Raw genomic sequence first — 22,052 nt, 5'->3', positions numbered from 1 at the left:
TTATCAGTGTTGATAGACAAAAAATATAGGCTTCAATGAATTCAACTGATAAACAAACCGACGACCAGTCAGCCGCATCATTATCGGTATAATGATGTGTTCGAATCAGTATCGTCAGCAATGCGAGAGCTTGAAGTATAACATGTATAATCTTTTTTTTAATAGAATACTGTATATTCATTCAGTCTAAATTGTGCGATAATGATCCACTTATGATTGTTCACTATCAAATCATCCGGGAAGTGGTAAATGGATAATATCGAAGTACGCGGTGCCCGCACTCATAATCTTAAGAACATCAATCTCATCATCCCCCGAGACAAACTGATAGTTATTACAGGGTTGTCCGGTTCAGGGAAATCATCATTAGCCTTTGATACGCTCTATGCGGAAGGTCAAAGACGCTATGTTGAATCATTATCAGCTTATGCAAGGCAATTTCTCTCGCTGATGGAAAAACCTGATGTTGACCACATCGAAGGGCTATCACCCGCTATTTCGATTGAACAGAAATCCACCTCTCATAACCCGAGGTCTACAGTCGGTACCATCACTGAGATCCATGATTACTTGCGTTTGCTGTTTGCTCGTGTTGGGGAACCTCGTTGCCCTGACCATAACATTCCACTCGCAGCGCAAACAGTAAGCCAAATGGTTGATAATGTTTTGGCTCAGCCCTCTGAACGCCGCATGATGTTGTTAGCCCCCGTCGTGAAAGATCGTAAAGGTGAGCATGTCAAATTATTAGATAATTTAGCCTCTCAAGGTTACATCCGCGCGCGTATTGATGGTGAGGTTTGTGATCTCTCCGATCCACCGCCCCTTGAATTACAAAAGAAACACACCATCGAGGTGGTCGTTGATCGTTTTAAGATCCGTGATGATATTGCACAACGTTTAGCTGAATCATTTGAAACTGCACTGGAATTGTCGGGTGGCACAGCCATTGTGGCCGACATGGATGACCCGCAAGCTGAAGAGCTCGTTTTCTCCGCTAATTTTGCCTGCTCGGTATGCGGTTACAGCATGATGGAATTAGAGCCACGTCTCTTTTCCTTTAACAATCCGGCTGGTGCTTGCCCAAGTTGTGATGGCCTTGGCGTTCAACAATTCTTTGATCCGGAAAGAGTCATTCAAAGTACGGAGATTTCCTTAGCCGGAGGAGCTATCCGCGGTTGGGATCGCCGTAACTTCTACTATTTTCAAATGCTACAATCCCTAGCGGAACATTATAAATTTGATGTTGAAGCTCCTTATGAATCCCTAAGCCCATCGATTCAAAAAATTATTTTATATGGCTCAGGGAAAGAGACCATTGAGTTCAAATACCGTAATGATCGAGGTGATATCACTGTTCGCCGCCATCCATTCGAAGGGGTGCTCAATAATATGGAGCGCCGCTATAAAGAAACGGAATCTACTGCGGTACGTGAAGAACTGGCAAAATATATCAGCAACCGGCCTTGTGTGACATGTCACGGAACTCGCTTGCGTAAAGAAGCACGCTTTGTTTTCGTCGAAAACACCACGTTACCTGAAATTGCCGATTACAGCATTGGCCATGCTATGGCATTTTTCCAAAATCTAAAACTCAGCGGACAAAGGGCGAAAATTGCCGAAAAAGTCCTAAAAGAAATCAGTGATCGATTAAAATTCTTAGTTAACGTAGGCCTTAATTACCTAACCCTTTCTCGCTCCGCGGATACCTTATCCGGCGGTGAGGCACAGCGTATTCGTCTTGCCAGCCAAATCGGTGCAGGGCTTGTTGGAGTTATGTATGTCCTTGATGAGCCTTCAATCGGACTCCATCAACGCGATAATGACCGCCTGTTAGAAACGCTAATCCATCTACGTAACTTAGGTAACACCGTGATTGTGGTTGAGCACGATGAAGATGCAATCCGTGCGGCAGACCACGTTATTGATATTGGCCCTGGAGCCGGTGTGCACGGCGGCCAAATTGTTGCCCAAGGCACATTAGAAGATATCATTGCCAACCCAGAGTCATTAACGGGTAAGTTCTTAAGCGGTGAACGACGAATCGAAATTCCCGAGAAACGAGTTCCCGTGAATAAAGACAAGATGCTCCAATTACATGGTGCGAAAGGGAACAACCTAAAAAATGTCACCCTTAAACTCCCTGTTGGCTTATTTACTTGTATTACAGGCGTTTCTGGTTCAGGGAAGTCCACGCTGATCAACGATACTTTATTCCCTATCGCACAGCGTCAATTAAATGGTGCAACGACCATCACACCTGCCCCTTATTTAGATGTTGAGGGTCTTGAGCATTTCGATAAAGTCATTGATATCGACCAGAGCCCTATCGGCCGTACACCTCGTTCAAACCCAGCCACCTATACGGGGGTCTTTACACCTATTCGTGAACTATTTGCAGGTGTACCTGAATCACGAACTCGTGGCTATAATCCAGGTCGCTTTAGTTTCAACGTCAAAGGTGGTCGCTGCGAGGCCTGCCAAGGCGACGGTGTGATCAAGGTTGAGATGCACTTCTTACCTGATGTTTATGTACCCTGTGACCAGTGTAAAGGTAAGCGTTATAACCGTGAGACATTAGAGATTAAATACAAAGGAAAAAGCATTCACGAAGTACTTGATATGACTATTGAGGAGGCTCGTGATTTCTTTGATGCCGTCCCTGCTCTTGCGCGTAAACTGCAAACATTGATGGATGTTGGTCTTTCCTACATTCGTTTAGGCCAGTCAGCCACCACTTTGTCTGGTGGTGAAGCGCAACGCGTGAAGCTTGCACGTGAATTATCGAAACGTGGTACTGGGCAAACCATTTATATCCTTGATGAACCAACGACTGGCTTACATTTTGCAGATATCCAACAGCTGCTGACGGTATTGCATCAATTACGCGATCAAGGTAACACCATTGTGGTCATTGAGCATAACTTAGATGTTATCAAAACGGCTGACTGGATTGTCGATTTAGGCCCTGAAGGGGGCAGCGGTGGTGGTGAAATATTAATTTCAGGTACCCCAGAAGAGGTGGCGGAATGTGAAAAATCGCATACTGCTCGTTTCTTAAAACCAATCTTGGCACGTGGCTACTAAATATCACGGTGACCCAAACAATGGCGGTTTTTGATCGCCGCGTTGTGTCACTGCCTCTGTAATAAAAAACGCAGGATTTACCTGCGTTTTTTTACGATATCACTCGACGGTTACTGACTAACCGCAGCAAAAGCTTCAACGATACGATGCACGTTATGGCGGTTAACTCCAGCCATACAAACTCGCCCAGTTCCGACTAAATAGACCGCAAACTCATCTTTCAAACGAGCAACCTGTTCTTTTGTAAATCCTGTATAGCTGAACATACCGCGTTGTTTTAACAGATGGTCAAAGTTCTTTTCAGGTAAAGCTTTTTTCAGTTCGTCTACGAGGACTGTACGCATCTCGACAATACGCACTCGCATCTCTTCAACTTCTTTCAACCATTGTGCTTTTTGTTCGCTATCAGTCAGCACTTGCGCCACAATCTTAGCTCCGTTTGATGGAGGGCTAGAATAAAGGCGACGAACCCCTGCTTTTAGCTGACCAAGAACGCGGTCGCGTTCTTCTTGGTTTTCACAAATAACAGATAGGCCACCAGCACGTTCACCATAGATACCAAAGATTTTGGAGAATGAATTACTGACGAATACCGGTAAACCTGCTTTGACCATCGCTCTGATAGCATAAGCATCTTCATCAATACCTTCAGCGAAACCTTGGTAAGCAATATCTAAGAATGGGATCAGTTTTTGTGCTTTTGCGACTTTAGTCACTTCATCCCACTGCTCAGGTGTCAAATCAGACCCCGTTGGGTTATGGCAACACGGATGCATTAAAATGATGCTATTTGCTGGCAACGTCTTAAATGTTGCGAGCATTTCAGCAAATTTAACCCCTTTAGTTTTTTCATCAAAGTAAGGGTAGTAGTGAACTTTGGTACCGGCACCAGAAAAAATAGAGGCATGGTTTTCCCATGTTGGATCACTACACCAAACCTCAGATTGAGGGAAATAATGGTGAAGGAAATCAGCACCCAGTTTTAGCGCACCAGACCCCCCTATCGTTTGTACTGTTGCAATACGCTCTTGAGCGATCAGTGGGCAATCAGCACCAAATAGCAGGTGTTGGATCTCCAATCGATAATCTTTTAAACCTTCCATCGGCAAATACAGTGATGCACTTGGTGGCAGCTTATTTAAAGCCGCTTTTGCATGGCCCACTGTTTTTAGCTCTGGTGTTTTGCCTTCACCGTCATAATACAGGCCGATACTCAAATTGATTTTGTTTTCACGAGTATCTTTATTAAATTCATCCATTAACGAAAGGATGGGATCGCCAGGATAGGAATCAACGTGTTGGTACACAGGACATCTCCATAATCAGATAATATTCTATTTTTCGTCTCGTCTTTTGAAAATAACCCTTTGTCAGTTATTCGTCTACATATTCCATGACAACTCTTGAGGTTAATTTTGTCAGCAGTTCATAGTTGATAATTCCTGTTTGTTTGGCAATTTCCTCAACAGGCAGAGCTTTCCCCCATAAAACCACCTCATCACCTACTTTATCATTGGCATTTGGGCCTAAATCGACGGTGATCATATCCATAGAAACGCGCCCTACAATTGGCACTTTTCGCCCATTAACCAAAACGGGTGTGCCCGATGGCGCACTTCGAGGATAGCCGTCACCATAACCAATTGCCACGACGCCAAGTCGAGTATCACGGTCACTACACCATGTTGCACCATATCCGACACATTGCCCAGCAGCATGCTCTCTGACGGCAATTAATGTTGATTTAAGTGTCATCACACTTTCTAAACCAAAGGATTTAGCGGGGACTCCTTCTTGCGGAGACGCGCCATACATTATAATGCCCGGTCTTACCCAATCATAGTGAGCTTCTGGCCATAATAGAATGCCTGCCGATGCCGCAATCGATTTTTCCCCGACCTTATTCTCAATAAATTGTTTGAAGCAATGGATTTGTTTAGCGGTTGTAGGTAATTCAGGTTCATCAGCCTGACAAAAATGGCTAACAATATTGATAGGCAATTCGACATTTTTACAAGCTTGTAAACGCTGATAAAACGCCTCCGCATCTTGAGGAAGTACACCTAAGCGATGCATACCCGTATCAAGTTTCATCCAAACTTTGATAGGCGTCGCTAACTGAACGTTTTCCAACATTTCAAGTTGTTCAATACAATGGATAACCGTATCGATACGGTGTGTGACTAACAATGGCAGATCAGAATGTTCAAAGAAACCTTCAAGTAACACGATGGGAGCTGTTATTCCCTTTTCTCTTAATGCCAGAGCTTCCTTAAGACGGGCAACCCCAAACCCATCAACGAGGTCTTCAATACCGGTACTGACTTCAGTTAATCCATGGCCATAAGCGTTTGCTTTAACAATTGCAATGAGACGACTGTGTGGTGCTAATTCTCTGACGCGTTGCAGATTGTGTCGCAGAGCGCGGCGGTTAATTAATGCGGTTGCCGCTTTCATTATTTCCTCTTTTATTTTTATGCTCTCATCACTAAAACTACCGTTAGTGAATACACGAAATCATTCCAGTTGTCATAACACGACACAAAAAAACGCCTTAGGGGCATACCAAAGTATGCGGCTAAGACGAGTGAACTGAGTCAACGCAATGACATCTCGAAATCGGGTGAGTGTTTATTCATCATCGTAAGCCGGTCCCGCATAGTTATCGAAGCGAGACCATTGGCCATTGAACGTCAATCTAACCGTACCAATTGGCCCATTACGCTGTTTACCTATAATAATTTCCGCAACGCCTTTCAAGTCGCTGTTGTCGTGATAAACTTCATCACGATAAATAAACATGATCAAGTCAGCATCCTGCTCGATAGAGCCTGATTCACGTAAGTCGGAGTTGACTGGGCGTTTATCTGCACGTTGCTCAAGGCTGCGGTTTAGCTGTGAAAGCGCCACAACGGGTACATTAAGCTCTTTCGCTAACGCTTTAAGTGAACGAGAGATCTCCGCGATCTCTAACGTTCGGTTGTCTGATAACGCAGGAACTCGCATCAACTGTAGGTAGTCGATCATGATTAGGCTCAAGCCGCCATGTTCACGATAAATACGGCGAGCGCGTGAGCGAACCTCTGTCGGCGTTAACCCCGAGGAATCATCGATATACATATTACGCTTTTCAGACAAGATCCCCATCGTGCTCGAAATTCGTGCCCAATCCTCATCATCAAGCTGCCCAGTACGAATACGCGTTTGGTCAACACGGGATAATGAGGCCAACATACGCATCATGATCTGGTTGCCGGGCATCTCCAAGCTGAAAATCAAAACCGGTTTTTCTTCCGTCATTGCCGCATTTTCACACAAGTTCATCGCAAAGGTCGTTTTCCCCATTGATGGACGGGCAGCAACAATAATTAAATCGGAGCCCTGTAGGCCGGCTGTCTTTTTATCGAGATCTTGGTAGCCTGTTGACACCCCAGTCACACCGTCATGCGGCTGCTGGTATAGTTTTTCAATTTTTTCGATGGTTTCCGCTAAAATCGCTTCAATATCCTTTGGGCCTTCATCTTTATTGGCCCGCGATTCAGCAATTTGGAAGACTTTCGTTTCTGCAAAGTCCAATAAATCTTCACTACTACGCCCTTGTGGGTCATAACCTGCATCGGCGATTTCATTCGCTACCGAGATCATATCTCGCACAACAGCACGTTCACGAACAATGTCCGCATAAGCATTAATGTTCGCCGCACTTGGTGTGTTTTTTGACAATTCGGCAAGGTAAGCAAATCCCCCAACTACATCCAGCTCACCTTGTTGCTCTAGGGACTCTGATAGCGTGATCAGATCAATCGGTTTGCCTTGTTCTAGCAAGGTTTGCATTTGAGCAAAAATAGTACGGTGTGGACGACTATAAAAGTCTGCATGGGTAACGCGCTCAGAAACAGTATCCCAACGTTCGTTATCTAGCATTAACCCTCCCAATACAGATTGCTCCGCTTCGATAGAATGCGGTGGAAGTTTTAAGCCTTCCATCTGCTGGTCGCGCGGCGCACTGTTTTTGTTTTCTGAAGGGTATTTCTTAGCCATACTTTCTTATCCACATCCATTATTTACTAACATATTAGTATACGCCAAACTTGTTATTGAAGGGCGCTTTCTTTACTTCCTGAACAGAATTTTTATCGTTGTCCGATGAGTGATAAACCTATAATTCATACCACGAAACCATAGCGTTATTATTGAGTGATTGATATGGTAGACAAATCAGCTTCTAAATAATTCGAATATTTGTAGCCAACAAATCCAATGATTCCCGTGAAACTAGCTCACGATGGGATTAAGGATCAAAATTTGTCCGCTACACACCTCAACCAACAGATAACTTGCAAGACGACGAGTCCAATACTGTTACTATCGGAGATGATCATGGTAAAACGCATTGAATTTGTACAAAATGGTGGCCCCGAAGTTCTGAATTATACCGATTTTGAGCTAAAAGACCCTGCCGATAACGAAATTCAGATAGAAAACCATGCCATAGGTATCAACTATATTGATACCTATGTACGTAGCGGTTTATACCCTGTCGCCAATTTGCCCTCAGGCCTGGGTACAGAAGCTGCGGGTATTGTGGTGAAAACCGGTTCCCAAGTAACAGGTTTTCGCCCTGGTGACCGAGTCATGTATGCTCAAGGCCCTCTCGGCGCATACAGTGAAGTTCACAATGTACCAGAACAGGCTGTTGCCCATCTACCCGATGATATTTCCTTTAATCAAGCCGCGGCATGTGGCCTAAAAGGTATGACAGTCTATTACCTACTGAACCAAACTTATCAAATCAAACGCGACGAAATCTTTTTATTCCATGCAGCAGCAGGCGGCGTTGGACTCATTGCTTGCCAATGGGCAAAAGCGTTGGGTGCCAAAATGATTGGTACGGTTGGTAGTGCGGAAAAAGCAGAACGCGCCAAAGCAGCTGGTGCGTGGGAAGTGATTAATTACCAAACTGAAGATATTGCTGCACGCGTTAAAGAAATCACCAACGGTGAAAAAGTGAATGTCGTTTATGACTCTGTCGGCCAGTCAACTTGGATTGCCTCACTCGATTCACTGAAACGCCGTGGTTTAATGGTGAGTTTTGGTAATGCATCTGGCCCAGTGACAGGCGTCAACCTAGGAATATTAAATCAAAAAGGCGGTTTATATGTCACTCGCCCATCATTAGGGGTCTACGTCACTAATAGAGCCGAGCTAGATCAAGCCAGCCGTGCGCTGTTTGATATGATATTGAGTGGCAAACTGAACGTGGATGTACCAGAGCAACAGATTTTTGCCTTAAAAGATGTGCAAACGGCACACCGCACATTAGAGTCGAGAAAAACGCAAGGTTCTAGTCTATTGATCCCTTAATTCGCTTGATTGGGATGCCAACTGCGGTTGCCATCCCAACGCTAATTATTGATCTCGAGTAACTAATGCCAAGGCTTGTTCGACGACAGCAAGATCTGCACCTTTCTTATGTGCATTCTCACTCAAATAACGTCGCCATTGGCGAGCGCCTGGAATACCTTGGAATATCCCTAGCATATGGCGGGTAATATGTCCCAAGTAAGTGCCTCGCGACAACTCTTTTTCGATATAAGGAAACATTTGCTGAACAGCATCCACAGCATTCACCACCGGCAATTGACTATCGAATAATTGGTTATCTACCGCAGTCAAAATAGTGGGATTTTGATAGGCTTCACGTCCTACCATCACACCATCAAGGTGGCGTAAATGCTCTTTCGCTTCTTCTAGGGTTTTTATTCCACCATTAATTGCTATCGTTAACTGAGGAAAATCACGTTTTAGCTGATAAACACGCGGATAATCCAAGGGTGGGATTTCACGATTTTCTTTTGGACTAAGGCCAGATAACCATGCTTTACGAGCGTGGATGATAAACATTTCACAGCCGCCTTTGGCTGAAACGGTCTCAATAAAGTCACACAAAAATTGGTAGCTGTCCTGCTCATCGATACCAATCCGCGTTTTCACCGTCACTGGGATCGACACCACGTCCTGCATCGCTTTGACACAATCAGCCACAAGCTGAGCATCTGCCATTAAACAAGCGCCAAAACGGCCATTCTGTACACGATCAGATGGACAACCGACATTAAGATTAATTTCATCGTAACCACGCGCTTGTGCTAACTTTGCACATTGCGCTAATGCCGCTGGGTCACTGCCGCCGAGCTGTAGTGCTACAGGTTGCTCTTCTTCACTAAATGCTAAATAATCACCTTTACCGTGAATAATAGCGCCTGTGGTGACCATTTCAGTATAGAGCAACGTATTTTTGCTCAACAAACGGTGGAAGTATCGGCAATGGCGGTCAGTCCAATCCAACATCGGCGCAACGGAAAATCTATTTATGTTCTTGTAACCTGTCATACCTTGAAAAACCTTATTTTCGGTCATTGTTGTATCTGTCTTGTATCCATGTCTTTTGTGACCTATTTAATGTGTTTTTGCTTTACCAGAACACCCGTTGAAGCCCCCTGTTTGGGAAACTCCACACCTAAATCTGCCATGGAAAATACTATAAGATAGACGATTATAACATAGACCTCAGAATGAGAGCAGATGGTACTGTGCGATATCGCTGCTCGGTTGCTATCAAGAAGACGGCAAAAGCATTTAAACACAAGGTAGCCCTGCTACATGCATTGATACTCAATATGCCATGAGGTATAAACACACTATTTTCTATTAAAAATCTGTGCGCATATTGAATTCAACCGGTTTAATACTCTTCTATCGATGGCAGCCATAGGCCCGATAAAACATATTTTTAATATTCTAATTCATCAATAGGCCATAGACAGAGTGAAATAAATTATCACAATGCAATATAAAAAATCCCACCAATAAAAACCCAGTGAGATTTTAGATTCACACACCCTTTTTATATTAGTCGATTATTTTTTCATTTAGACTTTATTAACCTCCATAACATGTGGTATCGAATAATGCAGTTCGCTGTTGTTATTCGCAACATAAAACTCAACATACATGATATACTCTAACTTAATCGTATTTCTAGGTAAGAGATTATATCGAGTGATCATCCCAGCATAGTTAATGAAAAATGACTTCATATTTTCAGAGTATAATACGATTTTATAGTTTCCTCGTTCTACTCTTGTAATCACTTCATAGTACACGGAATCTAATTCTTTACTAATTTCGTTTACTCCATATATCTCGCCTTTCATAATGTTATCGTCTTCTGAGTCCTGATTATTATTTAAAACAGACTCACTGTCTGACAACGCCATGTGTTCTAGGAAGGCTGGCAGCTCTAGTTTAAACCCCTTAACAAGATGGTTTTGTTCTATCCGATTTGGGGAACTAAAAAACTCAACATATAGGCTAAAGAAACTATCTGGCGAAACATATTCTAATAATGACACATACAATTCGGCTATATATTTATCATCATTACTAAAAACAAGGTCAATAATTTCATCACTCTCTTCCAAAGTACATTTAACAATCACGCTTGAGTTATCTGAATTTGAATTAGTGGATTCAGTAACTTTTAAAACTTCATCAATATACCCAGACTTAATCATAATAGCCTCATTTATTTATATAACACCGATGAAAAAACACAAATTAATTATAGTAGTAATTTATTTGTCGGATAGATTATAAAATAAAAAAGATAAAAACCTGTTATTATTAAAACCTAAGCATATAAAAGCAAAAAAGAGACGATTATGACGTGTGCTTTTTAAAATAAACTTCCTTTATCATTGATTTTCAGCCAATTAAAACTGAAGATTACATTTAGATTAAACTCATTATAATTAATTTTCGATTATTTAGTGTAGAAGAGAATAGAGTAGACGTTCATATTACAACATGTCACTTTATTAGTGACATGTTGTAAACTCATATAAATAAATTTTTATCTCTCTTATTAATTGCCAAATACGCGAATACGAGGGAATTGTTCAATATGATATTCCGCAATATAGGCTATAAACATTTATCACCATCTGCATTCACTGAAGAAACCGGTGTATTCATCAAATTCACAATGTGCTCCGCAAGCTCCGGCGTTGAAGCACTGAGTAAGCTGCCGCCAAACAACACTTTTTCACGTTCACCACTTAAGGTACAGACTTCTCCGCCAGCTTCGCGAATACAGGGGATCAGCGCCGCACTATCCCAAGGTTTCATGATCGAATCAATAGCGGCATGTATACGGCCTGATGCAACCATTGCATGTTGATAAGCATCATTAGCAAAAATAAAATCACGCGCCGCTCCGACAACACGATCGAGATGATAAAGCGTTGTTCCATCTCGTGGATCGTAAGTGCTACTATGAATACCTGATGCTGAAACCACCGCATTCGCCAGCTCTTTTGGTGCGTCTTTTGCTAAGACTAGCCGTCTAGAGCTGTTACCTGTGTCTAAATAGCAGCCATCCCCTTTTGCAGCGTACATAATTGTAGAAATAGCGGGAAAGCTAATGACACCGACAATAGGCTCACCATGCTCAACATAAGCAATCAAGGTGCTAAATAACGGAACACCATAAATAAAAGCACGAGTACCATCGATAGGGTCAATAACCCAGCCCGAATCGAATGATTTACTGCCTTCAAGGCCAAATTCTTCGCCAAGAATGGGGATATTAGGGGTGCGTCGAGCGAATAATTCACGCAATTCAGATTCAACTCGCAAATCCGTTTGAGTGACAACTGAACGATCCGGCTTGTAATCAAATCGTCCAGCGCCTTGAAATGCTTCCACAGTCATCGCTGTGACCGATTTCGCCGCTTCAAGTGCTATTGCTAACATCGTGTTTATCCTCCCAAAGCATAAGACAGAACGTCATTATAACTTCCAAGAATAATTAGGGAGAGATAATCATGCTTTTTGTTACTCAATGATTATGCATTATTTTTATGGAGCTTAACTTCACCAAACGACATAAAAATTAACGTATTCCCTGCGGCACCGCGGTATACCCCTTGGCGTTCATTTAACTCACAAGCCAGTGCGGCAAATTCCCAAGCTTCGCTTTCATCGATCTGACACATGGCTTCGGTTAATTGATCATAGCCTTTGCGTTCAGCAAATTCTTGTACGGCTAAAGCATCTTGTAATAATGGTTCTTCGATCGAGCTATTCGCCCATCCCCACAGCCAATTTCCTTGGTTTTGATCATAAGTGCCGATAATTTGCACGGGGGCAACTGCCACAATATCGTCTGGCGCCTGAAAAACGATAGTGCCTTCTTCTTGATCAACAGACCAACTCGCTTGATCAAGTTTCCAAGTATCACAATGAAATTGACTCTTATGTTGCAAGGCGTTCATGCTACGGGCTAGCAATATGTCATAAGGTAAGTTTTCAGCATCTTGATTCATATAAGCATTCCTAAATTACAACTTAATAACAGAAAGAAAATCATTACATAGTGATAGATTAGGCCAGCTAAACTATGGGGATTCAACATGACCTAATAGCTATTTATCACCCAATATGTTTTAAGGCATCCACCACCAGTTGCCAGAATTTAGCATGATCTAATTTTACCGCGACTTGAGTATGACAATCAGCAGGGGCAGGATGGCGGAAATCAGCAACGGTCATCCCTAAAGTTAACGTTCCTGTTAGCTCAATATCCACGGGAACACGTTGTGTCGTCATTACGGAAGGGTCGATAACATAGGCAACAGCACAAGGGTCATGCACTGGTGGGGCATCAAAACCTTGCGCCTGTTTATACATTTTGCCAAAGAAATCGAGTAATTCGACAACAAATTGCGAACAAGGTGTGCCAACTTTAGCGATGTTTTCGATAACATCCGGCGTTGCAAGTGCTTGGTGAGTGAGGTCTAAGCCAACCATGGTGAGTGGCCATTTTTCATTAAAAACAATATGTGCGGCTTCCGGATCAATCTTAATATTAAATTCAGCCACAGGGCTCCAGTTTCCAACATGGTAACCGCCGCCCATTAACACAACTTCCTTTACCCGCTCCACAATACGCGGCTCAAGCCTTGCTGCTAATGCAATATTGGTCAGTGCCCCTGTAGGCACTAAAGTGATGGTTTTAGGAGGATGCGACATGATCAATTTTATGATCAATTCTACTGCATGACTATTTTCTAATGTTAGCGATGGTTCTGGTAATTGAGGACCATCAAGCCCTGAATCTCCATGAATATCAGGAGCAATTTCCACTTCACGTACTAATGGCCGAGGTGAACCTGCCGCAAACGGAATTCCCCGAATTTTTGCCATTTCCGCAACAGCAAGCGCATTATGAGTGACTTTTTCAAGAGTTTGATTACCCGCGACAGTAGTGACAGCCAATAAATCTATTTCAGGATTACCATAAGCCAATAACAACGCAATCGCATCGTCATGTCCCGGATCGCAATCTAGGATAATTTTCTTTGCCATACACCTTACCTTATTGAATGAAAAAGGAGCTGTTTGCTAAACAGCTCCCAATCTAACCAGCTCATCAAGTAAAATCTATGAACCGCTACAAAATAAAGGTCATTTTATTTTAAAACATGCGCATAGACACGTTTCTGTCCATCTTCCGTTTTCGGAATATAGACACCTTGTAGCTCGGGCGCAAACCCCGGCAGTAAGTTAATTCCAGCTTCGAGCGCTTGAAAATAACGTAATACAGGTCCTTCCCAAACCTCACCCGGCACCACACACAGCACTCCCGGTGGGTAAGGTAATGCGCCTTCAACGGCAATTCGGCCTTCCAATTCACTAAGTGGAAGTAATTCCACATTGCCTCGAATAAATTCAAGGTGAGCCTGTTGTGGGTTCATTTTGACCGTAGGAAAATGTTGTCTACGGAACATCTCTTTCTGTAACTGCTTAATATTGTACTGCACACTTAATTGATGCATCTCTTGGCATAAACGGCGCAAAGTATAGCCTTGGTAATGCTCTTGATAACGCTGATAGACGGATGGCAGCACATCTTCTAATAATGCATCTTCTTCCAGTAACTGCTCAAAACGCACCAAATGCATGACTAACAAATCCAGCTTCTCTTTGCTCTCCGCTGGCGTGAGCAAAAAGAGAATCGAATTCAGATCACATTTTTCAGGGATCACACCATGTTCGCGCAAAAAATGAGCCAAAATCGTCGCTGGAACCCCAAAGGATTCATAGTCGCCACTTTGAGCATCAATCCCCGGCGTCGTTAACATTAACTTGCAAGGATCAACAAAATATTGGTTTTTTGCATAACCCTCAAAAGCATGCCAACGTTCATTTGGAATAAAATTAAAGAAACGCTGCTCGGAAGCTATTTGCTCTGTTGGATAATCCTGCCATGGTTTACCATCGACCCATTCAGGCACAAACGGCCTGAAATATTGGCAATGTTTGATGATGGATTTTCTAATTTCAATACCGAGCTTAACGCACTCCATCCACATCATTTCGCCCGCATCGCCTTGATGCATACGCGCATTCACATCTAAGGAAGCAAATAACGGGTAGAACGGGCTGGTCGATGCATGCATCATAAAAGCATTATTGAGCTTTTTATGAGAAACAAAACGGTTTTGCCCTTTAATATGATTATCTTTTTTATGAATCTGCGACGCTTGTGAGAAGCCTGCTAATTGTTTATGCACGGATTGTGTCACCATAATACCTGGGTCATTTTCATTTAATTCCAGTAATAATGGCGAACATTGACGCATCATTGGAATGAATTGTTCATAACCCACCCATGCAGAGTCAAACAGAATATACTCACATAAATGGCCAATCTTATCGACAACCTGCCTTGCGTTATATACCGTGCCGTCATAGGTGCCTAACTGAATAACCGCCAAACGAAATGGTCGTTCTGCCGTGCGTTTCTCGGGCATCACTTCAGTAATCAATTCACGCAAATAATCTTCTTCAAAGCAATGTGCATCAATCCCACCAATAAACCCAAACGGATTACGTGCAGTTTCAAGGTAAATTGGCGTTGCTCCTGCCTGAATTAACGCACCATGATGGTTAGATTTATGGTTATTGCGATCAAATAACACGAGGTCTCCAGGTGTTAATAACGCGTTCAATACCACTTTATTTGATGATGATGTGCCATTGAGTACAAAATACGTTTTATCGGCATTAAAAACCGTGGCCGCAAATTTTTGCGCTTCCTTTGCGGCCCCTTCATGGATCAGCAGATCCCCCATTGCTACATCAGCATTGCACAAGTCGGTACGAAAAAGATTTTCACCGTAGAACTGATAAAATTGTTCCCCTGTCGGATGGCGACGGAAAAATTGCCCGCCTTGATGTCCAGGGCAAGCGAAGGTGACATTATGACCCGCAGCATAATCCATCATTCGAGCAAAAAATGGCGGTAATAACTGCTCAAGATAGCGATTCGCGGCGTCGAGTAATTGACGGCTATTTTCGTTACGCTCAGCAGGTGCAGGAGGCAGTATTGCCGTTACATATGACGGCATCTCGATATTATCAGGAAGCTGTTTATCACTAATGATAAACAGCGGAATACTTAACTTACTATCAATAACTCTTTTCCATAGCCCTTGATTGGCATCCTGTTCAGATAGCACAACAGCAGCGATATTGTTTAACTGTGCATCGCGAATATCTACCCATTGGAATTCTCCAGTAAAATAGATAGCGACCCCCTGGCTACATGCCACATTGATTTTGTTCATAACAGTCTGGCCCTTAGTTAGCTGAGGAAAAGAGGCCGACAATATACTTGATAGAAAATCAGATTGGAATTGTCAGAACGTGCGGGAAGAATCATAAATATTATGGAGTAGATAAATTTTGATAAGCTACTGGTTAATAGCATAAAATTATTCAGGGTTATTTTTGCGCCACTGGCATTAAACGCTATAGAAAAACCACAATATCAACTAACCGACTAATATTTTTAATTTTAACCACATATTAGTCGGCCGATTTATCCAAGTTGGGAGGTTAGTTGTTTTTTTCCATATACAATGTCTGTGTAGGATAAGCAAAGTCTGCATCGTGACGTTTAACGATCTCAATGATCTTTAAATACACATCTTGCTGAGCAGCTAACCATTCCGCCCACACCGTCGTTTTCGTGAAGCAATACACCATAATGTTGAGCGATGAATCCGCGAATTCATCAAAATAAACCAATAACGTTTGCCCCGTATCAATATTGGGATCTTGCTGCAACATACTACGAATATCACTGACAATAACGCTCACTTTATCTGCATCCTCATAACGTAAACCTAATGAGGTTTTGATGCGTCGGTTAGTCATACGCCCTGGATTCTCAACACTGATTGATGAGAATAATGAGTTAGGGATATAGAGTGGTCTATGATCGAAAGTAACAATTTTTGTGATACGCCAGCCAATCTCCACAACCGTACCTTCAATATTTCGGTCTGGCGAGCTGACCCAATCACCAATATTAAAAGGCCGATCAAAGTAAAGCATAATCCCAGAGAAAAAGTTACTTAGAATATCCTTACCCGCCATACCAATGGCAATGCCACCAATACCACCAAAAGCCATCAACCCCGACAAACTCATCCCAAAATGTTCGCCAAATAACAAAATCATCACGACAAAAATGGTGGTTTTAAATACTCGGGCAATAATACGTGCTGAGGTTGGGTCGCTCCCTTTTTTAATTTGCGTCTTTTCTAGCCTATTGACCAATTGAAACAGCTTGCGCACTAAAATAATGGCAATAATCGCAATAGTAATGAAATTAATCAGAGGGGTTGAAATAAAGCTTAAATGAAAATCTGTAGCCGCCATATCAACATATTGGGCAGCGACAATGACCATACTACATAGCACTGCTGTCTGGATGACATGAATAAAAATACTTTTATTTTTATGCTTATGCTTACGTTTTTTGCTTATTATCTCGAAAACAACCGCAACGGCTAAACATACCGCAATGATGGTAATGCCAATGGCATACTTTTCGAGTAATGTATCAATCATATTTCACCGCTCCGCATCGCTTTATATTCTTTTTTAATGATACCTTGTTTGTCTACTACGCTATTTTAGATAAACTCTGAGTGGATAAAACGCAGCAATAAAACCTCACTAAGATAACAATTTTGAACGTTATTTTCCTATTAATTATCAAGTTACTTTTTTAGAGCTTCCAATTCTAATATAGAGACATCTTATGTTTAGCCCAAACTCAAAAGAGATCGATAACGTCCTTGCATTGAATTTACAACAAAAGTATCGCTACTTTGTGGGAAAAATTGCCGATTGGGAGGCCGTGTGGGTACTTTTCGCGCATGATCAGATTACGACAATACACGATAACAATGGACGGTTATTACTCCCTGTTTGGCCAGCTAAAGCTTATGCACAGCGTCATCTTGATGGCAAAAAGACAAATTGCATCCCGACGCGGCTATCACTAGAACATTTTATGACAGAGATATTACCGGATATGGATGGCGCGAATATGACAGTCGCGATCATGATGGATCCGCAATGTAAAACATATGTCATCGCTGAACCCAAAACACTGCTACAAGATCTGATCGAAGAGTGTGAGCAATATGAATGATAACGATCATGCCACTTTTATTGCCACTATCGATCTGACTTTTATTGATTGATTATCAGTGGCCTTATCAAAGCTCACCCACTTTAATCTTCAATAACAGGCAGTTTTTAAGCTGCCTGCCATGTAATGAAGATTATTGCTCAACACCGGTGGTTACCGTAAATTGTCGTTTTTCACCAGCACCTAACCAAATCAACGTTTGATTATTCTTTGCCGCTAAAAAGCCTTCAGGCCGGCAAGTCGCGGGTAACACAAAGGCACCAACTTTCTGATCGCCATTGTAAAGGATCCAGCGAGTGGCAAAATTAAGCTCAGAAGAATGAAAGCGGGTCACAAAACTCACCCCCTCTTTCGAGGTCATACGGAACTCTGGTTGTGAGGTGTACTGCGCTAAGTTATCCATAAAAAAGACTATTTCAGGATCACACATATTCGGTTGATCAAGCTGATTGAGTGTGACCGCGCCCGATTTTAAAGCTTGATTAAATTCCAGCCACTGCGGTGTTGGATTCACATGCCCAGGAATTGATTCTCGTAACGTCATCGCACTTTCCGGAATATTTTGACTCAGTTGGGCGTTATCCACATAGGCATAGTTCATATGACACATATATTGTAGAGGCATCGCTACTGAAGCCAAATTAGTCACCGACATGTTAATCTCAAATAACGCACTGTTTGCGTTTAAAGTCACAGAAGGCTCAGCAAGATAATGGTGACCAAATCCCATAACATATTCATAGTCACCACACACCCGCACACTATCATGCGATAACGATAACCAAGCGCGATCCATTGCGGCACAAGGCATTTCGCCATGTAATGGATGATTATCTTCTGGAGATGGGCAGCCATTGCTAATTAAACCTGAATGAAAAGCAAAGCAACCATATGTTTCTACTACGGTTTTAACTGGTTTTGGCTCTGAAAACATATTATCCATTTTCAGATTATGTCCACAAAATTCGGCATCCCAGATCATCTGACCTAGGAAAGGTAAAATTGTTAGATATCCTTGTGAATTCTCGACTCGAAGCCCTTCAACACCCGATGCATAACGAAATGCACTGACCGTAAATTGATTATTTTTTATGATAAGGCTTGCTCTATCCGTAAATAAGCTTTTGTGAAGCGGAATAATTGTGTTCATTTTCATACTCACGGTTAAATTAAAGGAATGAGGCAGGCTTAACCTGCCTCAAAATAACTTATTCAGCTTGTTTTGCTTTAAAGCGGCGTTCACCCACAAAATAGATACCGACATAGATAAAGCACAACATAGAAACTAAGAAAGAGAGTTGTAATGAGTGCAATACATCCGCCACATAGCCTTGAACCGCAGGTACAAATGCAGCACCGACTATTGCCATAACAATGACAGCCCCCGCCATTTCAGTATGCTCGTTATCAACGGTATCTAACGTTCCCGCATAAATGGTTGCCCAACAAGGTCCAAAGAGAATACTCACCAATACCGCTGCGTACACGGCGGTGAAACTTGGGACAAAGGCCACATACGCTAGGAATAGAGCCCCAATCACTGAATAAATAATCAACACTTTTTCAGCGTTAAACCGAGTCATTAAGATATTTGCTACAAATTTACCGATAAAGAAGCAGGCAAAACTGTAAACCATGAAGTTAGACGCATCACGTTCATTAATATCGCCCATTTCCAGCGCAAGACGAATGGTGAATGACCAGACAGCGACTTGCATACCAACATATAAAAACTGTGCGATAATCCCTTTTCTGAAACGGCTATTTTTAGCGAGATATTTCAACGTCTCTAATGCGGAAGGTCGTTTGTGATCTTTAGTCTCAGCCACTTTACATTTTGGGAATTTCGTTAGCAGGAATAAAATCATCACAATCACTAGCACCATAATCATATAACGATAAGGTTCTAGTGTATTTTCTAGCATTTCCAAACGGAATTGATGTACTTGTTCAGGATTCATATTGGCCATTTGGCTTTGTAGGCTTTCCCCTTCAGAGAACACCAAATACTTACCTAATAAAATACCGCCAGCAGCCCCAATCGGATAGAAAGTTTGGCTGATATTTAAACGTAATGTTGCATACTGTTTTGGACCAATCATTGAACTATAAGTATTCGCTGCGGTTTCTAAGAAACTCAAACCAATTGCTATTGCAAAGATTGCAGCTAAAAACATGGTATAAGTTGCCATATGTGAAGCAGGAAAGAACATCGAGCAACCAGCAATATATAAGATCAAACCAACCATAATGGCATATTTATAACTGGTTTTTTTAATTACTAATGAAGCAGGAATGGCAATTAAAAAATAACCGCCATAGAAAGCACTTTGTACCAAAGCAGAGGCAAAGTTACTTAATTCAAAAACGCTTTTAAACTGTGTAATCAGAATATCATTAAGTGCCGCTGCACACCCCCATAACGGGAAAAGGCAGGACAGTAGGATAAATTGGAATATAGGAGTCCGACTCAGGTAGCCATCAGGCAACTGAGTGATATTTTTGATGTTCATAGTAACCCTTATTTTTATTATTAATATCCGCTGAATTGCGGCTCTACGGCCGCATTTAACATCGAGGGATATTGTTTTCTATTAACTATTAAGTTGAACAAACTCTGTAAATTGCTCAATGCTAGGGTAAGAAGATTGGGTACCTTTACCTGTTACACTAAATGCAGAAAACATCACCGCTTTTTTTAATGCTTCGGCGACATTACCTGTGTGCACATAGTAGTGAGAGAAACAACCAATAAAGGCATCACCGGCTCCGCTGGTATCCACCGCATTGACTTTAATCGCGGGGATCAATAACTCATTGTCACGCGTCATCCATAGCGCCCCTTTATCGCCCAATGTGACAATCAGATTTTTTAATCCTTTATCTAATAAAGACTGCGCTGCACGACGAATATTTTCCATCGTATCAACAGGCATATTTGTCAAAATTTCCAGTTCAGTTTCATTAGGTACAAAGAAGTCACAACGACAAGCAAAATCAAGATCTAACGTGCGTTGTGCTGGTGCAGGATTTAGCAATACCGGTATATTATGCTTATTACCGAATGCGATCGCGTGATAAACCGTTTCTAATTGCACTTCAAGCTGCAATACGATTAACTTACATTTTTTCAGATCTTCTGCGGCGCGCTCAATATCCTCTGGAGATAAAAACTTATTTGCTCCTTTTACAATAAGAATGCTATTCGCAGAATTTGGATTCACGAAAATAGGTGCCACACCACTCGAAGTGCAAGGCACTTTTTCAACATAGCGTGTATTTATGCCATAAGACTCAAGATTGCGAATGGTATTATCTGCAAAAATATCATCGCCTACTTTTGTTAACATTATGACTTTTGAATTAAGTTTCGCAGCAGCAACCGCCTGATTGGCACCTTTACCACCACAGCCAATTTTAAATGCAGGCGCTTCCAAGGTTTCGCCCTCTTTTGGCATCTGATCAGTGTAAGTGATCAGATCGACCATATTTGAACCTATAACTGCTATATCCATAATGTCCCTCGTGTTAAATAAATCACATAATGATATGATAATAACATTATCATGTTGCATAAATATCATTTGTGATTAAGATCTCGAATAACGAATGACCAAGTGTTATATCCGCCACATTTTTTCATTCATTGTTATTGACTCCATATTTATTCTTAATAGGAAACATTTAAATGAAAAACTTAGCACAATATATCGATCATACACTGTTAGCGGCTAACGCTACTGTTAGTGATATCAAACAGCTCTGTGCTGAAGCTGCTGAACATCACTTTGCTTCTGTTTGTGTGAATACAGGCTATGTGCCTTTAGCCAGCGAATGCCTAAAAAATAGCGATGTTATGGTTTGTTGTGTGGTAGGCTTTCCGCTGGGTGCATGCTTAACCGAAGCGAAAGCCTTCGAAGCGGCTGAAGCCGTTCGTCATGGAGCAAATGAAGTTGATATGGTGATCAACGTTGGTATGCTAAAGAGTGGTGATCTTGAGTTCGTTCGTCAAGATATTGCTGCTGTGTTAGCCGCATGTGGTGATGCGACATTGAAAGTCATTTTAGAGACTTGCTTGTTAACCGATGAAGAAATTATCCAAGTTTGTGAAATTTGCCGCACATTGAAAGTTGGTTTTGTGAAAACCTCAACAGGTTTCAGTACAATGGGAGCCACAGAACAGCATGTCGCATTAATGCGTAAAGTCGTTGGTGATGAAATTGGTGTAAAAGCATCTGGCGGTGTACGCGATCGAGAAACCGCAGAAAAAATGATCAAAGCCGGAGCCAATCGTGTTGGCGCAAGTGCCAGTGTCGCGATTGTTTCGGGAGATAATGTAACCTCAAGTGGGTACTAAACGATGGGGCGCGGCAGGCCCGCGCCGATTAAAAAA

17 protein-coding genes are annotated in these 22,052 nt (G+C 42.1%); 4 read left to right on the top strand and 13 right to left on the bottom strand.

The window, feature by feature from the left end:
* Positions 1 to 249: 249 nt before the first annotated feature.
* Positions 250 to 3,084: an excinuclease ABC subunit UvrA gene (gene uvrA, locus M1F03_RS02540; RefSeq protein ID WP_154623820.1), complete on the top strand. Its 2,835-nt coding sequence runs from the start codon at positions 250 to 252 to the stop codon at positions 3,082 to 3,084.
* A gap of 110 nt (positions 3,085 to 3,194) precedes the next feature.
* On the opposite strand, the gene M1F03_RS02535 is transcribed toward uvrA, so the two are convergent.
* The 3 genes from M1F03_RS02535 to dnaB form a co-directional block, all read right to left on the bottom strand.
* Positions 3,195 to 4,391 carry an aromatic amino acid transaminase gene (locus M1F03_RS02535; protein WP_196714001.1) on the bottom strand — a complete coding sequence of 399 codons (1,197 nt, stop codon included), beginning with the start codon at positions 4,389 to 4,391 and terminating at the stop codon, positions 3,195 to 3,197.
* A 67-nt stretch (positions 4,392 to 4,458) separates the two neighbouring features.
* Positions 4,459 to 5,541 (bottom strand): alanine racemase, encoded by a 1,083-nt coding sequence (gene alr, locus M1F03_RS02530; protein ID WP_196714000.1) that lies wholly within the window; start codon positions 5,539 to 5,541, stop codon positions 4,459 to 4,461.
* A 174-nt stretch (positions 5,542 to 5,715) separates the two neighbouring features.
* Entirely contained in the window at positions 5,716 to 7,125 is a 1,410-nt protein-coding gene (gene dnaB / locus M1F03_RS02525) for a replicative DNA helicase (protein WP_154623822.1), read from the bottom strand.
* A gap of 339 nt (positions 7,126 to 7,464) precedes the next feature.
* On the opposite strand from dnaB, the gene M1F03_RS02520 reads away from it, so the two are divergent.
* The gene (locus tag M1F03_RS02520; protein ID WP_163860628.1) at positions 7,465 to 8,448 is read left to right on the top strand and encodes an NADPH:quinone reductase; all 984 of its coding nucleotides are present in this window, start codon (positions 7,465 to 7,467) and stop codon (positions 8,446 to 8,448) included.
* 45 nt (positions 8,449 to 8,493) lie between these two features.
* Here M1F03_RS02520 and dusA read toward each other — a convergent pair whose 3' ends face one another.
* The 7 genes from dusA to M1F03_RS02485 all read right to left on the bottom strand — a co-directional run bounded on the left by dusA (position 8,494) and on the right by M1F03_RS02485 (position 17,070).
* Entirely contained in the window at positions 8,494 to 9,504 is a 1,011-nt protein-coding gene (gene dusA, locus M1F03_RS02515) for a tRNA dihydrouridine(20/20a) synthase DusA (RefSeq protein ID WP_163860627.1), read from the bottom strand.
* Between the two features lie 512 nt (positions 9,505 to 10,016).
* Entirely contained in the window at positions 10,017 to 10,661 is a 645-nt protein-coding gene (locus tag M1F03_RS02510) for a hypothetical protein (protein WP_154623824.1), read from the bottom strand.
* 409 nt (positions 10,662 to 11,070) lie between these two features.
* On the bottom strand, positions 11,071 to 11,901 hold the full coding sequence (locus tag M1F03_RS02505) for an inositol monophosphatase family protein (protein ID WP_251465019.1): 831 nt from the start codon (positions 11,899 to 11,901) through the stop codon (positions 11,071 to 11,073).
* Between the two features lie 92 nt (positions 11,902 to 11,993).
* Positions 11,994 to 12,473 (bottom strand): DUF6882 domain-containing protein, encoded by a 480-nt coding sequence (locus M1F03_RS02500; protein ID WP_154623544.1) that lies wholly within the window; start codon positions 12,471 to 12,473, stop codon positions 11,994 to 11,996.
* Positions 12,474 to 12,579: 106 nt separating this feature from the next.
* Positions 12,580 to 13,515, bottom strand: a complete 936-nt coding sequence (locus M1F03_RS02495; protein ID WP_154623543.1) for a nucleoside hydrolase — start codon at positions 13,513 to 13,515, stop codon at positions 12,580 to 12,582.
* 104 nt (positions 13,516 to 13,619) lie between these two features.
* Complete coding sequence (locus M1F03_RS02490) at positions 13,620 to 15,779, bottom strand: ornithine decarboxylase (RefSeq protein WP_154623542.1); 2,160 nt, start codon at positions 15,777 to 15,779, stop codon at positions 13,620 to 13,622.
* Between the two features lie 271 nt (positions 15,780 to 16,050).
* The gene (locus tag M1F03_RS02485; RefSeq protein ID WP_154623541.1) at positions 16,051 to 17,070 is read right to left on the bottom strand and encodes a mechanosensitive ion channel family protein; all 1,020 of its coding nucleotides are present in this window, start codon (positions 17,068 to 17,070) and stop codon (positions 16,051 to 16,053) included.
* Between the two features lie 193 nt (positions 17,071 to 17,263).
* On the opposite strand from M1F03_RS02485, the gene M1F03_RS02480 reads away from it, so the two are divergent.
* The gene (locus tag M1F03_RS02480) at positions 17,264 to 17,659 is read left to right on the top strand and encodes a DUF2750 domain-containing protein (RefSeq protein ID WP_163860623.1); all 396 of its coding nucleotides are present in this window, start codon (positions 17,264 to 17,266) and stop codon (positions 17,657 to 17,659) included.
* 133 nt (positions 17,660 to 17,792) lie between these two features.
* On the opposite strand, the gene M1F03_RS02475 is transcribed toward M1F03_RS02480, so the two are convergent.
* The 3 genes from M1F03_RS02475 to rbsK form a co-directional block, all read right to left on the bottom strand.
* A complete protein-coding gene (locus M1F03_RS02475) occupies positions 17,793 to 18,809 on the bottom strand; it encodes an aldose 1-epimerase family protein (RefSeq protein WP_163860622.1) in 1,017 nt (338 codons plus the stop codon).
* A gap of 58 nt (positions 18,810 to 18,867) precedes the next feature.
* Positions 18,868 to 20,172 carry an L-fucose:H+ symporter permease gene (gene fucP, locus M1F03_RS02470; protein WP_154623538.1) on the bottom strand — a complete coding sequence of 435 codons (1,305 nt, stop codon included), beginning with the start codon at positions 20,170 to 20,172 and terminating at the stop codon, positions 18,868 to 18,870.
* Between the two features lie 81 nt (positions 20,173 to 20,253).
* Positions 20,254 to 21,174 (bottom strand): ribokinase, encoded by a 921-nt coding sequence (gene rbsK, locus M1F03_RS02465; RefSeq protein ID WP_154623537.1) that lies wholly within the window; start codon positions 21,172 to 21,174, stop codon positions 20,254 to 20,256.
* 173 nt (positions 21,175 to 21,347) lie between these two features.
* Between rbsK and deoC the strand changes: the two genes are divergently transcribed.
* Complete coding sequence (gene deoC, locus M1F03_RS02460; RefSeq protein ID WP_251465016.1) at positions 21,348 to 22,016, top strand: deoxyribose-phosphate aldolase; 669 nt, start codon at positions 21,348 to 21,350, stop codon at positions 22,014 to 22,016.
* Positions 22,017 to 22,052 lie beyond the last annotated feature (36 nt).

This window comes from Providencia sp. PROV080, from assembly GCF_033688105.1.
GTDB classification, from domain to species: domain Bacteria; phylum Pseudomonadota; class Gammaproteobacteria; order Enterobacterales; family Enterobacteriaceae; genus Providencia; species Providencia zhejiangensis.
Note: the sequence above shows the minus strand (reverse complement) of the source record. Positions and strands in the feature narration are given on the sequence as shown.